The sequence below is a fragment of the Staphylococcus equorum genome, assembly GCF_029531845.1.
GTDB classification, from domain to species: Bacteria; Bacillota; Bacilli; order Staphylococcales; family Staphylococcaceae; genus Staphylococcus; species Staphylococcus equorum_C.
On the sequence record NZ_JAMBPV010000008.1, the window covers coordinates 17,498 to 32,845 of the forward strand.

Here is a 15,348-nt window from a genome sequence, read left to right on the forward strand (position 1 = left end):
ACATGGATTTTAGCATAACTGAGATACGATATACACTCAAACGAAAGTGCTTACATTATAAGCCCGACAAAGTATATAAGGTCAGTATTGGTGGAGGTGGTAACCAACGTGGTTCAATTGAATATTTTAGACTATGCTGTTATTGATGAAGGCAAGTCAGCACAAGATGCCTTACAAGATACAGTACGCTTAGCGCAATTAGCAGACAAACTTGGTTATAAGCGCTTTTGGATGACGGAACATCATAATGTACCGGCGTTTGCATGTAGTAGTCCAGAATTATTGATGATGCAATTACTGGCAAAGACGAAGCAAATCCGACTCGGTTCAGGTGGAGTGATGTTACCGCATTACAGCCCGTTTAAAGTGGCTGAAAATTTCCGATTATTAGAAGCATTTTACCCTAGGCGTGTAGACTTAGGTATCGGTAATAATTCAGGTACCCCCAGTGTGAAACAAGCTATGAATGAAACGAAAACACATTTCTTAGACTACGAGCAGTCTATTACCGATGTGCGGCATTATCTAACGGAGCGTGAACCAGAGCAACGTTTTAAACAAGTATTTGCACAACCTCGTGTTACTACCGTGCCTCAAATGTGGCTATTAAGTACGAGTGTACCGTCTGCACAAATGGCAGGACGTCAAGGCATGGGCTATACACTGGGAACTTTTTTATTACCTAATGAAAAAGCAATTAAAAAAGCTGAAAGCAGTGTGCAAGCTTATAGAGAAGCCTTTAAACCTACGGCATTAAATATGAAACCTACTGTTATGCTCACTACATTTGTTGCAGTTGCTGATACAGCATCAGAAGCAGAAGCACTAGCGCAAGCTTTAGACGTTTGGCTACTGGGAAAACAACAATTTGCCGAATTTGAGCGTCTACCTTCTATCGAAACAGCACAATCATATTTAAGATCTGAAAGAGATGAACGTTTGATTACTCAAAGCCGAGCTCGTATAATTGTAGGTACAAAAGAAAGTGCAAAAAAACAAATAGACACAATGATTCAAACATTTAATGCTGACGAAGTGATGGTTGTACCTTTGATCCCAGACATAGAGCAACGCTGTCGTACAATCGAATTACTCGCGCAAATATATTTATAACAAGTTGATGAAAGGAAGATATTTCATGAAAAAATTAGCTAATTATTTATGGGTAGAAAAAGTTGGAGAACAGTATGTATACAGTATGACACCTGAATTACAAGATGATGTAGGAACAGTAGGTTATGTTGAATTTATGGGTGGCGACGATATTAAAGTCGATGACGAAATCGTTAGTATTGAAGCTTCTAAAACTGTATTAGACGTTCAATCACCATTAGCAGGTAAAATTGTTGCACGTAATACAAAAGCTGAAGATGAACCAACGCTTTTAAATTCTGAAAAAGCTGAAGAAAATTGGTTGGTTAAATTAGAAAATGTTGACGAAGCAGCATTTAATGCACTTCCTGAGGCATAAATTATGCAACAAACAGAACGTTTAGCGTATTTAATTGAGTATTTGTGGCAAGAAACACATGACGCCGCCATTGCAGACTTACCTGATACGGAAGCAGAACGTTTCGAAATGTTTCGAGGGTTAGTAAATGTAAGGCCAGCAACACCGATTGCAGCAGATTTTATTGAGGTGCAAGATGCATTTTTAAAAAATTACAATGCGCAACAAGTTACGTCGTTAACATCATTAACCCCATATCTCAATGACGATATATATTTATGGCAAGGTGATATCACGCAGCTTGAGGTAGACGCTATTGTAAATGCGGCTAACAGTAAGCTGTTAGGCTGTTTTGAGCCGAATCATAACTGTATCGATAATATCATCCATACTAAAGCAGGCGTCCAGTTGCGTTTAGCTTGTGCAGATTTAATAGATAAACAAGGTAGACGTGAAGGTGTTGGTAAAGCAAAAATCACCCCTGGTTATAACTTGCCTGCTCAATATGTCATTCATACAGTAGGACCACAAATTCGTAAGACACCGGTGTCACAAATGAACCGTGATTTACTTGCGCGCTCGTATCGAAGCTGTCTCGAACTTGCGGACCAGCAAAACTTATCAAGTATTGCTTTTTGTTGTATTTCAACAGGCGTATTTGGTTTCCCTCAAGATGAGGCTACGCAGATTGCAATTTCGACTTTAATGCAATATAAAAGAGAACATGATTCTGATATAACAGTGGTTTTCAATGTGTTTACAGATAAAGATGCTGCATTGTATAAGGAAGGACTGAAACATTATGACTGAATCAACTTGGGATGTCTTAAATACAAGTTATAATCGACAATCCGATATATTAGCAGATGCTTTAAATGAAGCGGATGCAGTTGTGGTTGGGATAGGTGCCGGTATGTCAGCGTCAGATGGTTTTACGTATATAGGTGAACGTTTCACACAAAATTTCCCGGATTTTATTAAAAAATATGGTTTCTTTGATATGTTACAAGCAAGTCTTCATACATTCGCAAGTTGGCAAGAATATTGGGCTTTTCAAAGTCGATTTGTTGCGCTGAATTATTTAGATCAACCTGTAGGCGCATCTTATACTGCGCTTAATCAAATTTTAAGTAATAAAGATTATCATATTATCACGACGAATGCAGATAATGCATTTGCGGTGGCAGATTTTGATTTGGATAAAGTTTTTCATATTCAAGGAGAGTATATCTTGTGGCAATGTAGTCAACATTGTCATGCGCAGACTTACCGTGATGATGCTGCAATACGTCAAATGGTTGCAGAACAAGAGCATATGGAAGTACCACGAGAACTCTTGCCGCATTGTCCTGAATGTGATGCGCCCATGGAAATCAATAAACGAAAAGCACAAGTTGGTATGGTAGAGGATGCTGATTTTCATGCGCAGTTATCTCGCTATAATCAGTTCCTTGATGCACATAAAGAAGATAAAGTATTATATCTAGAAATAGGTATCGGTTATACGACACCACAATATGTGAAACAACCTTTTCAACGCATGACACGACATAATCCAAATGCTTTATTTATGACAATGAATAAGAAAGCATATCGTATTCCAGAAAACATTCGAGATAGAACAATACATCTAACCGAAGATATTTCAACACTCATGACTGAAGCCAGCAAAAAATTAACTATATAGGAGAACAATATGTATTTAATTGAACCTATTCGCAATGGCGAATATATAACAGACGGTGCAGTTGCATTAGCGATGCAAATTCACGTTAGCCAAAATATATTTTTAAATGAGGATATCTTATTCCCGTATATCTGTGATCCAAAAGTGGAGATAGGTCGTTTTCAAAATACTGCGGTAGAAATTAACCAAGATTATTTAGACGAACATGGTATTCAAGTCGTTCGTCGTGATACAGGTGGTGGCGCAGTTTATGTAGACAGTGGTGCAGTGAATATGTGTTGTATTTTAGAAAAAGACGATACAATTTATGGAAATTTCAAACGCTTTTACGAACCAGGTATACATGCTTTACATCAACTTGGTGCGACAGAAGTTGTGCAAAGTGGACGTAATGATTTAGCCATTCACGATAAAAAGGTATCTGGTGCGGCAATGACTTTGATTAAGGGACGTATCTATGGTGGCTATTCTTTATTACTGGATGTAGATTATGAACCTATGGTTAAGGTATTGAAGCCGAATCGTAAAAAGATAGAATCCAAAGGTATTAAATCCGTAAGATCACGTGTAGGCAATATTCGTGAATATTTGGCACCAGAATATCAAAATATAACAATTCATGAATTTAAAGATTTGATGGTTAAACAAATACTAGACGTTGATGATATGAATGATGCAAAACGTTATGAATTATCTGAAGCTGATTGGGAAGCCGTTGATGAAATGCTAGCGTCAAAATATAAAAATTGGGAATGGAATTTTGGTGGTTCCCCACGCTATGAATATAATAGAGACGCAAGATTAGCGGCAGGAACGATTGATATCTCTCTTTCTGTAGAGAAAGGACGTATTTCAGCATGTCGTATTTACGGAGATTTCTTTGGACAAGGCGATATTAAAGACGTTGAAAATCAACTCAAAGGCGCACGTGTAGTCAAAGAAGATTTATTAAATGTTTTAAGCGAAATGGACATTACATATTATTTCGGTAAAGCCACTGTGGAAGAATTAGTAGATGTGATATTAAGTTAACGATAATAGCAGTAGCGTCTGGGATGTAAATACATAACTCAAACGCTGCTGCTATTATCACGTTGGTCATGACGCTATTTAATGATTTGATAAATGAATGCACTAAAAAGGAAAAGTACGTTGATTATGTTCTCTTTGATTTAAAAAACAGCTTAAGGGTAAAAGATGAAGAGGTACACAATATAATTAGCTTTTACTTAAGGAGGTTTTAGCATGGATAAGCAACATATTAAAGAGGCACTAAATAAGCATTCAGAAATAATTATCGAAACTATAGAACATGATCGGATTACTGTAAAGAAAATTGAAGATAACGACAATGAACAGTATTTACATGTATTGGAGCCTAAAGACCAAAAAGTAGAAATTGCTAAAATTACAGATCTTCAAGAAAATAATTTTAATCAATTATAATAAATATGTATAAAAGACAAATGTACCCCGCCTCCTAATTAAAAGAATGCGGGGTATATTTGTTTAGCTGATTATTTTAAATTTAGAGTACGTTAATTGCGCGTTGATCTGTAACAATGAGTAGTACATTACCCTGATCCATAAGTTCTTCGTAATCTTGTGCATCACTTTCAGAAACGCCGAGAATTTGTAACTTATCTCTTAGTTGATCACCTTGATTTTGTTCGTTTTCGCCAACATCGGAACGATTGTAATCAATACCTGAGACTTCTGTATTTTTCACGATGCGTTCTGTATGATCAGCATCATGAGATAAAACATAAATATCTTTTGCATTGATTTTTTGATCTTTCAATGTGTTAATATTAATTTCAATATCTTCGTCATTTGAATAAGCTTTAACAATTGGTGTCATATACATACTCCTTTAACAATTGAATTATTTTATAATACCACTATTTGTTTTTTCGTTTTCATCAACCGTTTTAAGACGTTCATAACGATCATGTGCGATATGAAATTTAGTGTGTTTAAGAGAAAAGTCATATAATTCTTCCCTTTTAATACCTTCAGGCATTTCAAATTCTGTTACGACTTTTTCTTCACTTTGGTTTTCTACTTTTACGACTTGTTCAGGTTCAACATCTAATGTTTCTTTAGGATAAATCAAAGCAATTGTTGTTTTACTTTCTTTAACATCTTTTAAATTTTCTATTTTAAAAGCTTCGCTAATATAGTTTTCTACTCTTTTTTCGCGTTTACGTTTTCTTTTATTAACTGCAGCTTCTTTTTTATAATTTTTTCGGAAAATGAAATAGATAATTAAAACGATTATTATAAATATTAAAAAATAAAATATGGACACAAAAATGCCTCCTCTAATTAAAGAATATAAAAAATGATTTTATGTTTTATCTTTATATTAACTGTATACCACTGGTGACATTTTCAAAACAAAATACAAATTGTATTAAGGGTTTAGATTTTGAATTGCATGATAATTTCAAATATAATGGTATATTGAATGGATTTAAAAAATAACTATCAACAATTTAATATTACAATGAGTAGTAGTACATCATAATTTAGATTAAGTGAGAAGGAGAGACAAACATGAAATTAGGTATCGTAGGGGCGGGCAAGATCGTCAAAGAAGCATTACCAGTGATGGAAGAAATTTCAGACATTGAGTTTCATAGCATTGTTTCAACAGGAAGAAACCCAGAAAATATAGAGAATTTACAAAAAAAATTTAATATCAAAACAATTTTCACGGACTACAATAAGTTTCTTCAAGATGAGGATATGGATACGATTTATTTAGCTGTACCTAATCATCTGCATTTTGATTATGCACGCAAAGCAATCGAGCAACAGAAGCATGTAATATGTGAAAAACCGTTTACTTTAACTAAAGAAGAATTAACAACATTAAAAGCATTAGCTGAAGAGCGAAATGTAATTATTATTGAAGCTATTACTAACCTTTATTTGAGTAATTATGATGTGTTGAAACAATCTATTAGTGAAATAGGCACATGTAAAATAGCCCAATTTAATTATTCACAGTACTCTTCAAGATATGATAATTTTAAAAAAGGTATCATTCAACCTGCTTTTGATCCTGAGAAGGGCGGAGGCGCACTCATGGATATCAATGTATACAATATTCATTTAGCAGTTGGACTCTTCGGTATGCCTAAAGGTGTTGCTTATTTTGCTAATATTAAAAACGATATTGATACATCTGGTATCTTAAATCTTGATTATGATGATATGAAAGTCGTTTGTATTGGCGCAAAAGACTCTAGTTCTGACAATCAGTCTTATATTCAAGGTGAAAATGCAACGATTCATATTAAAGGACCAACAAATGAATTAAAAGCGTTTGATATTACGTTTAACCAAGGTGGTACGCAATCATATCAAGTTAACCAACAAAAGCATCGTATGTACGAAGAGTTTGTGAAAATAGTTCGAATTATTAATGATCAAAATTTCGAATTAGCGCAAGAAAAATTAGAACATAGTATTCAAGTCATTGAAGTACTTGAACTTGCATTAGAGAGTGCAAATATTAAAGTAGGTCCCTCTTTAAAATAATTAAGCAATAAAAAATCCAGTACTTCACTTAAGTGTGAGTGCTGGATTTTATGCTGTCTCTTGAGTTTTTAATTTTGGATCAGACTTTTGTGCGCGCTTTCCACGGGCACAAAAGTCTGTAGCCTTCGGCTTGTTCTAGGTTATTTTATTCGTCTATTTTAATATGGTTATAAACTTCATGCTGTATTTCATTGTAAACAGTTGAGAAGGTTTTGCCAGATTGAGTTGCTGCATTTTTTACATCTTCAAATTCTGGTTTCGCTTTGATAATTTTATTTTGCATCATGCCTATTTTCACTAATATGGCACCATATTTTGTGTGAATTGTTTGAAACTGGCGATGGAGAATTTTGCGATTGACTGCATAACTTCTTACACCTAAAGAGGTTGTATTTTTAAGTGTATAGTCTTCAAAGTATTGTGCATCGTCAAATTTACTAATCACTGTAAGTTGCGTGGCGGGTCTACTTTTCTTCATCGTAATTGGAGTGAAGTAAGCATCTAGCGCACCGTCATCCAGTACTTGTTCGATAAAGAAGCCGAGAGACTCTGGTGTCATATCATCAATCTGACACGTTATCACTTGGACGTGTGTCGGCGTGTTTTCTTTTACTGTATATTGAATCGTTCGTAAAACATTGGGAAAATCAAAATCTTTCGTGCCACAACCATAACCGATTTGCTCGATGGTTACTGCAGGCAAAGGACCAATTTCCGAAACCAATGCTTTGATAAAACCAGCACCAGTCGGTGTTGTCAGTTCACTATTAACATCAAATAAAGCAAGCGGAATGCCTTTGAGTATTTCAGCAGTCGCTGGTGCCGGGACCGGATAGACACCATGAGCGATATTGATTTTCCCGTTACCTGTTGGAATAGGTGAGGCATAGAGTTCATCAATGGATAAATCTTCTAGTGCAAGACAGCTGCCAATAATATCAATGATAGAGTCCATAGCACCAACTTCATGAAAATGAACATCTTCAACAGACATACCGTGAATTTTAGCTTCTGCGTGTGCAATCACGTCAAAGACACGGAGACTCCGTTCTTTCACTCTGCTTGGCAAGCTACTCTCTTTGATCATCTTAAAGATATCTGACGCTTTCCTATGATGGTGTGCTTCTTCAAAATCAATTTTAAGTGACATAGCTTGAATGCCTTGTTTGTTTTGAGTTGAAAAATTGAGTTTAAAATGATTGAGCGGTAATGTTTTTAATTGTGATTCAATAAAGGTGACATCTGCACCCAAATCTACAAGTGAAGACAATAACATATCTCCAGCAATACCAGCGTGGCAATCAAGATAAATCGCTTTGGACATAATGTTTCACTCCGTTCTATGAATTTTCAATCATTTTTATAATCATTGCGGCATTATAGCCACCACCGAAGCCATTATCTATGTTGAGAACACTTGTGCCAGGTGCGCAAGAATTAACCATAGATAATAGTGTCGTAACGCCATCTAAATTGGCACCGTAACCAACACTTGTAGGTATTGAAAAGACTGGATGATCAACTAAGCCGGCGACTACGCTTGATAATGCGCCTTCCATACCCGCAATAACTACTGACACCTTACTTTGACGAATTGCTTCGATATGTGCAAAAAGACGATGGATGCCAGAAACACCTACGTCATAAAATCGCTGTACTGTAATACCCATAACTTCAGCTGTAATAGCCGCTTCTTCAGCTACTGGTAGGTCAGATGTACCGGCGCAAATAATCGCTGCAAAATGTTCCGTTTTATTAATTTTATTAACAGGTGTACAAACGATACGTGCTGTCTCATGGTATTCAAGTTGTGGATATTTAGCGATGATATTATCTGCTTTAAGTTGATCGATTCTAGTAATTAAGATGACTTCATTATGCTTTGTTAAAGTGTGTACGATTTTATCTAATTGCGCTACAGTTTTACCTTCACCAAATATAACTTCTGGAAAGCCTTGTCGTTTTGTTCTGTGTAAATCAATTTTTGCAAAGCCTAATTCATCATAATGACTTAATTTATCTTTTGCTTCTGTAATGGAAAGTTCGTTTTCTTTAACTGCTAGGAGTAATGACTCTATGGGGTCTTGGTTTTCAGTCATAGTTACGCCACCTTTATTTTGTTAAATTTCATCTTGTGTATTAATGACTTCATTCATACTGCCTGTACGATAGCCTTCTAAATCAATGGTTACATAATCAAAATCAAGTTCTTTCAAGCGAAGTGTGATTTGATTTTTATATTGAATTAACACAGGGATATCTGTGTCATCTACTTCTATTCTTGCGATATTATTATGATAGCGTACTCTGACATGATTAATATTTAAGCTTAAAATGAATTTTTCAGCTTCATTTACTTTGTTAACCTTTATGAAATTTAAAGGTTCGCCATAAGGAATTCGGGATGCCAAACTACACAATGCAGGCTTATTCCATACAGGAAGGTCATTGGATTTGCTGAGTTCTCTAATTTCAGGTTTATATAATTCAACTTCTTGTAGTACACTTCTAACGCCGAATTCAGTTCTTGCTTTGAGTCCAGGTCTAAAGTCATCTAAATCATCCATAATCATACCATCGAGAACATAGTCGAAATTGTAGTTTACTCTCAAGTCTTCAAGTTTTGAATATAATAAGCGTTTACTGTAATACCAACTGCTTGGCGTGTTTTCAACTATATTTGGATCTTTTAATTCTTCAATTTCAGTTTCTATCACATTGGCATTTAGTGATTCACCTAAACGAAGGGCTTGATCAAATTCTTCATTTCTAAATAATTCGGATTTTACAATAACTGCTTTTACATTGTCAGTGCCGAGTACATCGATAGCTTTCTTTAATACAAAGCTACTATCTACACCACCTGAAAAAGCGACAATTACACGATTCATATTTTTTAATACACGTTCTAATTGTTGTTCTTTAGTTAATACTTCAGTTAACATAATGATTCCTCCTAAATTATGATTCTACATATGGGATAGTAAGTGGTCCGAGTGGCATAACACCTATCGTCATATCTTTTCCATATTTATCTTCTAATGCTTTAAGTGTCTCATTAATATTATGTACCGGATGCAACATGGCATCTTTGGTTTGTTGGTCACTGAGTTTAGAATATAAATAAACATCAGCGAAAGTTTGAATCACAGCCTGTTTTTGTACTTGCCATTGGTCAAGCATTGCGAAGTTAGGGTCACTGATCATGTCGACAAGCCCTTGAGGGGAGTCAGCCATTTTTAGTATCTCTGCATAATTACCATGATTAGGATAGCCATCGCTACATTCAGATAACATAATAATGCTGCCACCTTCTTTAACTACTTTATGTGCTGCACTCATGCCTTTAACTGTTTGATATAAGTTTTGATCTAAAGGATAGCCGGAGTTAGAAGCAATCACGACATCAAAACGCTCATCACATTTGAACATAGCATGTCCTTTTGCATATTCACATCCTTTATCATGTGCTTCGTATAATTCACCAGCAAATACTTCGGTAATCGCTTTCTCTTTATTCAACGTGACGTTGAGCATAAAGTCTGGTTTACACATTGCATTGATTTCCCGGGTCATATTTTGAACAGGATTATCTTGCATATTGCCCCAAGTTGAGCGTATATCGCCAATCATTTTAGCGTTATGAAAGGTCATAATTGTTTCTATGCCAGCAATGCCAGGCATAATCCCTTTAGGACCACCAGAGAAGCCAGCGAAGAAGTGAGGTTCGATAAAACCGGTGACAATTTTAAAGTCAGATTCAACATAATCCTTGTTCAGGTATACATCACAACCGTATTGACTATGGCCTACTTTTGTAAGTGTATCCTTATCATTACAATGATTATGTACAATTTTTACCTTGCTTACTATGTCTTCACCAAGCATTTGTACAAGTTCTTCTCGTGTTTGATCGCGATGTGTGCCTGTGCCATTGATAATCACAAAATTTTCTAAAGGCACGTGGGCTAATGTTTCTATAAGTAATGGTACGAGAATGTGATTGGGTGTCGGTCGTGTGATGTCACTAATAACAATAGATACAGTTTGGTTAGCACTCACCATGTCTTGTAATGGTTCGGAGCCAATTGGATTATTTAGGGCTGTACGTATTGCAGTTACATGATCTTCAAGTGGATCAATGTTTTTGGGTTCAATTAGAACGCTTTGCTCCGGCAAGTCAACTTTAACATTTGATTTGCCGTATAATATTGTAGTCTTCAAAGTTAATCCTCCTTTTTATTTAAAGCGCTTTCATAATTAACTGAGTTTGTACTTTGTTTTAACTTAGAAAATGCTTTGTGATTGGTTTTGAAATGTTCTTCGGTGCCATCAATGCCTTTGCGCTTCTGGTATTTATCTACCATGATAACAGCAATTGGACATAAAATCGCCGTAGTAATAGCAGAAACTGAAATTTGAGCTGTCGCGATAGGTGCTACTTTTTCTATCATAGCAAATTCACTTTGGCTCAAATTACCACTAGCTAAAGCAGTTGAAGCGGCTGCGACAACTGCAGCAGGTGTAGAAACGGCGTTGCCGGCAGTAGACGATTCTGAAATAGGACCGATGACGCTTTTCTCTTTAAATAGTTTAAAAGCAATTACACCTGTCACAGCTGTACAGACAAATGTAAGCAATGCTAATGTGAGGCCACCAGATAATACTGAGAAATTAAAGAATTCAGCTAAATTCATTCCTGCTCCCAATGAAAAGGCAAAGAAGGGAATGAGTAATGATTCTCCAGGTCGTAAAAATTCTGCTATTTTAGGATCTAAGTTACCTAAAAGCATTCCTATTGCGAGTGGTAATAACACAGAAACGAAAGAAATGACTGGAAAATTCGTACCGATAAATCCTAAAGATATTAATGTAAGTAAAGGACCATCATTAATAGCTAATATAGATAAACCACCAATATCAGAGCGGTTACCATATGCACTTGTTAAGGCAGCATACATCCCGCTGTTACTATTGGTCATTGCTGCAATAATTGCGATTGTAGATAAACCAAATAACCCTGTCCATGGATCGAAAATAGCCCCAAGTAAAAGACCAACACCTAAACCCGAAAAATATTTCGTTGATGTTAATATCATACCTTTTTTCAATGCCTTGCCTCCAATTTTCAAGTTCATTTGACTTCCTACACAAAAGATAAATAAGGCAATTAACACGAGCGCGCTATCTTTAAATAGATCCTGAGAAAATCCCCCAATTTGTAACATCTCATAATATCCTTCTTCAGTCTTTGGAGCGCCTAAAAATTTCAAGCCATTCATAATAAAGCTCAAATGTAATTGATCAATCGTGTTGATTGCAGCGCCTAATAATAACGGAACAACCATCAAGCCACCAGGTACTTTTTCAATCGTATCTTTAATTCTCATAACGAAACATCCCCTTAATTATGCTAGTGGTTATGGAAAAATGTTCTTATGATGTTCTTAGTTGTTTTTTTTATTAATTTTTCCGAATTTGCTAACGTCTCTGCTAGTGTCAATGGACCATCGGTTAAACTAAAAGCACTTACCACACCAACCTTATCAAATTGGTCTATATCTACTTCGATAGAGCCTCCGATAAAGATGACAGGGACATCAAATTGTTTCGCACATTTTGCGATGCCCATAGGTGTCTTACCATAAAAAGTTTGAAAATCAATTTTGCCTTCTCCAGTAATAACTAAATCTGCATTTGGTAAAAGCTGTTCTAATTGCGTATGTTTTATTACTACTTGAATACCATCTTCAAAATGACTAGGTAAAAATGCTTTGAAGGCACCTCCTAGCCCACCAGCTGCACCAGCCCCTGGCAAATCATGAAGACTAATATGCGTACTACTTTCTACAAGATTTGCCCAATGCGTGAGATTGGCATCAAGTTGTTTAATATTATCTTCTGTGGCACCTTTTTGTTTACCAAAAACGTGTGAAGCGCCGTCAGGGCCTATTAAAGGATTTTGAACATCCGTCGCAATAATAAATTCACAATGTTTAATTCTAGTGTCAAAACGACTTAAGTCTATTTGCTTAATATGTTGCAAAGCGCCTCCTCCAAAGGCGATATCTTTGCCGTTTTCATCTAATAGTTTGGCGCCTAACGCTTGTAACATACCTGCACCAGCGTCATTTGTTGCAGAGCCGCCAATAGCTAAAATAAATTTTTTGTAACCTTTTTCTAAAGCGTCATAAATTAATTCGCCTGTGCCATAAGTCGTTGTTGTCATAGCATTTAAAGTGTCATCAGTTAAATGTTTTAGCCCAGAAGCTTCTGCCATTTCAATTACGCATGTGTCGTCACCGAGCACACCATATTGAGCAGTTACATGATTTCCAAGAGGACCTGTTACTGAGGCAGTATGAAAAGTTCCATTTGTGGCATTCACCAGTGCTTCCATTGTACCTTCGCCGCCATCACCCACGGGTAATGCATGTATGTCAGCTTGTGGATATACTTCTGTAATGCTGTCTGTCATATATTTTGAGACTTGAGTCGCTGTCATACTCCCTTTAAATGAATCCGGTGCTAAAATGATTTTCACTTGAGGTTCCTCCTTTGTAAACGCTTACTTTTGATTGTTGTTTCATTGTATCGATTTTATTTTGTTGAAAATAGGGTTAAACTATACAATTATAAAGCTATAATTTTGTATAAAAATGATAAGTGGTGAAAATATGAATATACTCACAGAGGAAATGGCAAGATTAATTGTAGAAGAAACAGCTAAAAGAACACAGAGCAATATTAATATCATGAATTTTAACGGAGAAATCATAGCATCATTTGATAAAAAACGTGTAGGCACAATTCATGAAGGGGCACGTAAAGTATTAGAACGTGAACAGACTATCATATTATCAAAGGAAGATAGTGCGACATTAGAAGGAACGCAACCAGGCGTAAATTTACCGATTATTTTTCAAGATCATATCGTGGGCGTGATTGGTATAACAGGTGACCCTGAAAAACTGACGCATGTGTCGGATTTAGTGAAAATGTCTACAGAATTATTGTTATATCAAAATTATTTTACTTACGAATTAGAGGGAAATATACGTAGTCAGGAGTTATTTATTGAAGAATTGTTGAAAAGTGAACCGTCAAAATCATTTCTTCAACATTTGAGCAATCAGCTTAATACTAATTTATTAACATTTGGCAAATGCATTATCATCAATATTGAGAAACAAATATTTTCTAGAAATAGCATCGTGCGTACATTATCAAGTAAGATTGATCCTAGTTCTTTTGTCATTGCATTTACGAATCATAATCGCATTGTGATTCTTGCTACTGATGAAGATAAGTGCGTATTAGATATGAAAATAAACCGAATTCATCAAATGTTTAAAGCATTACAATTGGAAGTGCATATGACCTCAAGCCTTATATTTACGAATTTAAATGACTTTAAAAAAGCGTATGAAGAATGCGAGCTCGTATTTATGTTAAATGAGCAATCAGCACCACTCGTATCATTTGAAGATGTAGAGGAAAAAACATTGTTATATCAAATCGACAGCGAAATTAGAGAACGCTTCAAAAAAAGAATATTAGGGGATTTAGATGAGCAAAGTATTGAAACACTAAAAATATTTTTTTACAATAATTTGAATATCTCTCAAACAGCAAAGCATTTATATATTCATAGAAATACGCTGTTGTACAGATTAGAAAAATGTAAAATGCTTACAGGTTTGAATCCTAAAAAGTATTCTGAGGCGTTAAAATTACAAATTGCGATGTGGTGTTAAAGCGTGGATGAATAGGTATACTTTGAAAAACAAATGATTATAAAATTAAGAATTTTGATATTTACCATGATTGAATTTTCAAATTGTAACGAGCATAAAATATTAGAACTTCAATTTTTAGAAAATTATTAAAAACCACTTTACAAATTACACGAACGACAATATAATAAAATTAAGTTATTGCTAAATAATTCTATAAAATAAATAACGAAAATCTTTATAGATGCAAAACGTTTTGTTTTCAGTTTGAAATTTTGTTTAGAAATGGTGCCATTATTGAGTTGTTAAGTAATAACTCACATCAATGTGTCATTGATGTATTTCGAAATGAAGGAGCGTGAACAAGATATAAGCGAAATAAAAGTTATTGTATAGAAAAGTATTTTGTATAGCATGACGTTATAAAATAAGTATTACACTACAGAGGAAGTAGCACCACGTTATTTTCAACCTAAAAGTTGAGCATATTCAATAAAATTATAATTTCCACCTTTGTTACTCGCGACATAATTCAATTGCAAGTATACCTCTTTATCACTTTATCAAATGATTATATATTAAATATTCACCTACTTTAAAGCAGACATTTGTCTTGTAACATGTCATTTTGAATGATTGTAAATGCCTCAAGTTATAAAAGTTATATTGTTTATAAGGCACAAATCTATCTATTTAACTCACTTAATCTTTTAACATTTATCAATGAATAGAACCAGTTTATATCAAATGAAAATATTAAATAGGTTAACTGTGCGTTATATAATTGATAGAAATATAACATTTAATTGATGGTGATATGAAAACTACCTATGAAGCGGTACCTTATATTTTAAACATCATAGTTGCATAGTAAATTAAATGATATCGTACATTCAAATATGACGATAAACTGGTGAACATAAGAA

Annotated in this window: 16 protein-coding genes; 8 read left to right on the plus strand and 8 right to left on the minus strand. The window is 34.9% G+C overall.

Features of this window, described 5'->3' with window-relative positions:
- The first annotated feature begins 108 nt into the window (after window positions 1–108).
- The 6 genes from M4L39_RS10145 (at window position 109) to M4L39_RS10170 (ending at window position 4,583) form a co-directional block, all read left to right on the plus strand.
- Complete coding sequence (locus M4L39_RS10145; protein ID WP_277581914.1) at window positions 109–1,113, plus strand: LLM class flavin-dependent oxidoreductase; 1,005 nt, start codon at window positions 109–111, stop codon at window positions 1,111–1,113.
- A gap of 25 nt (window positions 1,114–1,138) precedes the next feature.
- The gene (locus M4L39_RS10150; protein ID WP_002506490.1) at window positions 1,139–1,471 is read left to right on the plus strand and encodes a glycine cleavage system protein H; all 333 of its coding nucleotides are present in this window, start codon (window positions 1,139–1,141) and stop codon (window positions 1,469–1,471) included.
- Window positions 1,472–1,474: 3 nt separating this feature from the next.
- Window positions 1,475–2,260, plus strand: a complete 786-nt coding sequence (locus M4L39_RS10155; protein ID WP_277581915.1) for a protein-ADP-ribose hydrolase — start codon at window positions 1,475–1,477, stop codon at window positions 2,258–2,260.
- Window positions 2,253–3,137: an SIR2 family NAD-dependent protein deacylase gene (locus M4L39_RS10160; RefSeq protein WP_277581916.1), complete on the plus strand. Its 885-nt coding sequence runs from the start codon at window positions 2,253–2,255 to the stop codon at window positions 3,135–3,137. Before M4L39_RS10155 ends, M4L39_RS10160 begins: the two co-directional genes overlap by 8 nt.
- A gap of 9 nt (window positions 3,138–3,146) precedes the next feature.
- Window positions 3,147–4,169 (plus strand): lipoate--protein ligase, encoded by a 1,023-nt coding sequence (locus M4L39_RS10165; RefSeq protein ID WP_277581917.1) that lies wholly within the window; start codon window positions 3,147–3,149, stop codon window positions 4,167–4,169.
- Between the two features lie 213 nt (window positions 4,170–4,382).
- Entirely contained in the window at window positions 4,383–4,583 is a 201-nt protein-coding gene (locus tag M4L39_RS10170) for a hypothetical protein (RefSeq protein WP_277581918.1), read from the plus strand.
- A gap of 82 nt (window positions 4,584–4,665) precedes the next feature.
- Here M4L39_RS10170 and M4L39_RS10175 read toward each other — a convergent pair whose 3' ends face one another.
- Window positions 4,666–4,998, minus strand: a complete 333-nt coding sequence (locus M4L39_RS10175; RefSeq protein WP_277581919.1) for a general stress protein — start codon at window positions 4,996–4,998, stop codon at window positions 4,666–4,668.
- A gap of 24 nt (window positions 4,999–5,022) precedes the next feature.
- A complete protein-coding gene (locus M4L39_RS10180; RefSeq protein WP_277581920.1) occupies window positions 5,023–5,448 on the minus strand; it encodes a hypothetical protein in 426 nt (141 codons plus the stop codon).
- Between the two features lie 248 nt (window positions 5,449–5,696).
- On the opposite strand from M4L39_RS10180, the gene M4L39_RS10185 reads away from it, so the two are divergent.
- Window positions 5,697–6,686, plus strand: a complete 990-nt coding sequence (locus M4L39_RS10185) for a Gfo/Idh/MocA family protein (protein ID WP_277581921.1) — start codon at window positions 5,697–5,699, stop codon at window positions 6,684–6,686.
- A gap of 145 nt (window positions 6,687–6,831) precedes the next feature.
- Here M4L39_RS10185 and larC read toward each other — a convergent pair whose 3' ends face one another.
- From larC to M4L39_RS10215, 6 genes are read right to left on the minus strand one after another with little or no spacing between them, the layout of a single operon-like run.
- Window positions 6,832–8,010 carry a nickel pincer cofactor biosynthesis protein LarC gene (gene larC / locus M4L39_RS10190; protein ID WP_277581922.1) on the minus strand — a complete coding sequence of 393 codons (1,179 nt, stop codon included), beginning with the start codon at window positions 8,008–8,010 and terminating at the stop codon, window positions 6,832–6,834.
- A 16-nt stretch (window positions 8,011–8,026) separates the two neighbouring features.
- Window positions 8,027–8,785 carry a nickel pincer cofactor biosynthesis protein LarB gene (gene larB / locus M4L39_RS10195; protein WP_277581923.1) on the minus strand — a complete coding sequence of 253 codons (759 nt, stop codon included), beginning with the start codon at window positions 8,783–8,785 and terminating at the stop codon, window positions 8,027–8,029.
- Between the two features lie 21 nt (window positions 8,786–8,806).
- Entirely contained in the window at window positions 8,807–9,631 is an 825-nt protein-coding gene (gene larE, locus M4L39_RS10200) for an ATP-dependent sacrificial sulfur transferase LarE (RefSeq protein ID WP_277581924.1), read from the minus strand.
- Between the two features lie 16 nt (window positions 9,632–9,647).
- Window positions 9,648–10,910: a nickel-dependent lactate racemase gene (gene larA, locus M4L39_RS10205; protein WP_277581925.1), complete on the minus strand. Its 1,263-nt coding sequence runs from the start codon at window positions 10,908–10,910 to the stop codon at window positions 9,648–9,650.
- A gap of 2 nt (window positions 10,911–10,912) precedes the next feature.
- On the minus strand, window positions 10,913–12,076 hold the full coding sequence (locus M4L39_RS10210) for a 2-keto-3-deoxygluconate permease (protein ID WP_277581926.1): 1,164 nt from the start codon (window positions 12,074–12,076) through the stop codon (window positions 10,913–10,915).
- Between the two features lie 23 nt (window positions 12,077–12,099).
- Complete coding sequence (locus tag M4L39_RS10215; protein WP_277581927.1) at window positions 12,100–13,230, minus strand: glycerate kinase; 1,131 nt, start codon at window positions 13,228–13,230, stop codon at window positions 12,100–12,102.
- A gap of 133 nt (window positions 13,231–13,363) precedes the next feature.
- Between M4L39_RS10215 and M4L39_RS10220 the strand changes: the two genes are divergently transcribed.
- Complete coding sequence (locus tag M4L39_RS10220) at window positions 13,364–14,443, plus strand: CdaR family transcriptional regulator (protein ID WP_277581928.1); 1,080 nt, start codon at window positions 13,364–13,366, stop codon at window positions 14,441–14,443.
- Window positions 14,444–15,348 lie beyond the last annotated feature (905 nt).